Source organism: Glycocaulis sp., from assembly GCF_052168375.1.
Classification (GTDB): Bacteria; Pseudomonadota; Alphaproteobacteria; order Caulobacterales; family Maricaulaceae; genus Glycocaulis.
Genome location: NZ_JBQLZR010000319.1, coordinates 1 through 2,856 on the forward strand (window position 1 = coordinate 1; position 2,856 = coordinate 2,856).

Consider the following 2,856-nt stretch of genomic DNA (forward strand, 5'->3'; position numbering starts at 1 on the left):
CCCCCTCCCCTTCGTCATTCCGGCGAAAGCCGGAACCCAGAGTTTTCTCCATAAAGGCCGGGTTCCAGATAAGCGCTGACGCGCTTTTTCGGAATGACGAAGAGAGAGAGGACAATGCGAGCCGTGACAGCGCGATGAGGCCTGAAAATGGGTCCCGGCTCGGGGGCCGGGACCCCGGTGGATAGGTCAGCGTTGAAACCGTCAGAGTTATCATAATGGTAACACAACCGGGTCCTCGGCCCCCGAGCCGGGGTCCAGCCCTATTCAACAAGCCTGGGTTCCGGGTCTCGCTGTTCGCTCGCCCGGAATGACGAAGGGGGGGGCGCGCGGGGGTCTACCCCTCGCGCTCTCCAAACAGGCCTGAGCCAACACGCACCGAGGTCGCGCCGAGGCGGGCGGCGAGGGCATAGTCCGCGCTCATGCCCATGGAGAGTTTCGAAAGCCCGGTCTCGCGGGCGAGCTTTGCCAGCAAGGCAAAGTGAAGGCTCGCCGGTTCCTCTACCGGGGGAATGCACATCAGGCCTTCAATGCCTTGCGGCATCAGCGCTCGCATGGCGTCCACGAAGGCAGGAACGTCCTTTGGCGCGACACCGGCCTTTTGCGGCTCCTCGCCGGTATTGACCTGTACATAGAGGCGCGGAGCGCGGCCCGTCTTCTCCATCGCTTTCAACAGGGCGCGCGCGAGCTTTTCGCGGTCCAGCGTCTCGATCACATCGAAAAGGGCAACCGCATCCTCGGCCTTGTTGGTCTGCAGCGGGCCGACCAGCCGCAATTCCAGATCAGGATATTGTGCGCGCCGGGCACTCCAGCGCGCCTGCGCTTCCTGCACCCGGTTTTCGCCGAACACGCGCTGGCCGGCCGCGAGCGCAGCCTCGATACGCGGCTCTGGCTGGACCTTGGAGACGGCGACCAGCGTCACATCTGCGCCGGCACGCCCGCCCGCCTTGGCAGCATCGGCCAATTCCTCAAGGATGGCGGCGCGCCGCGCGGCGATTGGGTGCGGTTCGGGAGTATGTGTCATGACGGGCCTCACCTATGCGCGAACGCGAAGTCTGGCAAGACGCGAGACCTTGCCGGCCCTCTTTGCGTTCACTGACCCTGAGCGCACACCGGACCCGCTGCGCCTCGCTGCCGGGCTGGGGCGGGGAACCGGGCTCATCTTTCGCCATTTCGGGCACGATGATCTGAAATGCCTTGCGAGCCCGCTGGCAGGGATGGCGCGCCGTCAGGGATTTTGCCTTTTTATCGCGGCCGATCCGGTGCTGGCCCTTGGCGTCAAGGCAGACGGCGTGCACTGGCCCGAAAGGAAGGCAGGCGAGATACGCCGCTGGCAGTTAAAGGCCCCGCATCTTCTGGTGACAGCCTCTGCCCACAGCCCTGCTGCCCTGCGACGAGCCGCCCGGCTTGCTGACGGCGTCTTCCTGTCGCCCGTGTTTGCGTCAAACAGTCCAAGCGCCGGTGCGCCGCTGGGCCTGATACGCGCGGCATCCATGGCCCGGCAGGTGGGAACACCTGTTCTGGCGCTTGGGGGGGTGGACTTGCACGATCTTCCCGCCCTGCAGGCGCGCGGATTTCATGGCGCGGGCGCGGTCGAAGCCTTTTCGCCAGCAGAAATCGCCGCCAGCCCTTCGCGGAAAGAGGGATAGCGGGGCCGCCAGCCCAGAACCTGCTTTGCCCTGGCATTGGAGACACGGCGGCATTCGCCATAGAAGCCTGCCAGCATTGCGCTCATCGTCTCGGGGTCAAAGGCCTCTTCCGGCGGAGGCGCGATGTTCAGGAGGCGCGCCGCCTCCTCCACGACCGCCGACTGGGACGAAGGCAGATCATCTGTCAGATTGAAGATGCCCGCAGCTTCTGGCCGCTTCATCGCCAGCACCAGCGCCGAGGCGATATCCTCCACATGAATGCGGCTGAAGACATGGCCGGGCTTCACGATGCGCCGGGCCCGGCCCTCGCGAAGGGCGTCGAGCGCACTGCTTTGAGGGCCATAAATGCCTGAAAGCCGGAAAATGCGTGCACCCCTCGCCTGCCAGCCGGTTTCCGCCTCCAGCCGGCGCACGGAGCGGGGCTGCGAAGGCGCGGGCGTGTCCCATTCAAAGGCCCAGCCGCCCTGCCGGTCTCCATAAACGCCGGTGGTGGAGAGATAGCCGCACCAGCGGTTTTCCAGCGTGTTCGCGCCGATCAGGGGAGCGAACGGATCGCCTGCCTCGCCGGGCGGCGCACTGACGAGGATATGGGTGCAATCGCCTATCGCCTGCTCCAGCGCGCCTGCCCCATTTCCCAGCCGAACCGGCGTGATGCCGTGCGCTTCCAGCGCTTTCGCCTTGGACGAATCCCGCGTCGTAGCCGCAAGAGAGGCCGAACCGGCAAGCTGGCGCGCTGTTGCATCCGCGACATAGCCGAACCCCAGGAAGAGCACTCTCATGGCATCACCCATAGACCGTGCCTGCGTTAACGCGTTAGCGTGCAGGCCAATGAAGAGGGACAGGATATAGGCCGATGCACCGTCTTTGCGGAATCGTGAGTGCTGCGGCACTGTTGTCAGCTCTGGCCGCGGCGGCCCATGCCCAGGACGCGGACCCCAGCTTCGAGCAGGTCCAGTACGAGGCCTGCCTGGACCTTATCAACGACAATCCCGAGGCCGCCTATGAAGAGGGCCTTGCCTGGCGCGCGCAAGGCGGCAGCTGGCCGGCCATGCACTGCATCGCGCTTTCGCAGGTCGCGCTCGGCCAGTACGGCATTGCCGCGCGGCGCCTTGAAAGCACCGCAGAAGGGGCAATCGTCGCCACGGACGCCACGCGCGCCATCATGCTGGGCCAGTCGGGCGATGCCTGGCTTGCCGCCAACGAACCGGCC

3 protein-coding genes and 1 pseudogene are annotated in these 2,856 nt (G+C 65.8%); 2 read left to right on the forward strand and 2 right to left on the reverse strand.

From position 1 onward, the window contains the following. Positions 1–334 precede the first annotated feature (334 nt). Positions 335–1,021 (reverse strand): YggS family pyridoxal phosphate-dependent enzyme, encoded by a 687-nt coding sequence (locus tag ACTS2Z_RS13250; protein ID WP_442573683.1) that lies wholly within the window; start codon positions 1,019–1,021, stop codon positions 335–337. On the opposite strand from ACTS2Z_RS13250, the gene ACTS2Z_RS13255 reads away from it, so the two are divergent. Beyond that, positions 1,020–1,646: a thiamine phosphate synthase gene (locus ACTS2Z_RS13255; protein WP_442573684.1), complete on the forward strand. Its 627-nt coding sequence runs from the start codon at positions 1,020–1,022 to the stop codon at positions 1,644–1,646. The genes ACTS2Z_RS13250 and ACTS2Z_RS13255 overlap by 2 nt on opposite strands. Here ACTS2Z_RS13255 and ACTS2Z_RS13260 read toward each other — a convergent pair. Continuing rightward, positions 1,574–2,425, reverse strand: coding sequence for an SDR family NAD(P)-dependent oxidoreductase (locus ACTS2Z_RS13260; RefSeq protein ID WP_442573685.1), 852 nt, complete (start codon positions 2,423–2,425; stop codon positions 1,574–1,576). The genes ACTS2Z_RS13255 and ACTS2Z_RS13260 overlap by 73 nt on opposite strands. 95 nt (positions 2,426–2,520) lie before the next feature. Here ACTS2Z_RS13260 and ACTS2Z_RS13265 point away from each other — a divergent pair. Next, positions 2,521–2,856 (forward strand): annotated as a pseudogene (locus ACTS2Z_RS13265) (tetratricopeptide repeat protein); the annotation flags it as partial.

Bases quoted from the DNA above. Each gene is read 5' to 3' on its own strand.
- ACTS2Z_RS13255 (WP_442573684.1), top strand. From the start codon at position 1,020: ATGACGGGCCTCACCTATGCGCGAACGCGAAGTCTGGCAAGACGCGAG.
- ACTS2Z_RS13250 (WP_442573683.1), bottom strand. From the start codon at position 1,021: ATGACACATACTCCCGAACCGCACCCAATCGCCGCGCGGCGCGCCGCC.
- ACTS2Z_RS13260 (WP_442573685.1), bottom strand. From the start codon at position 2,425: ATGAGAGTGCTCTTCCTGGGGTTCGGCTATGTCGCGGATGCAACAGCG.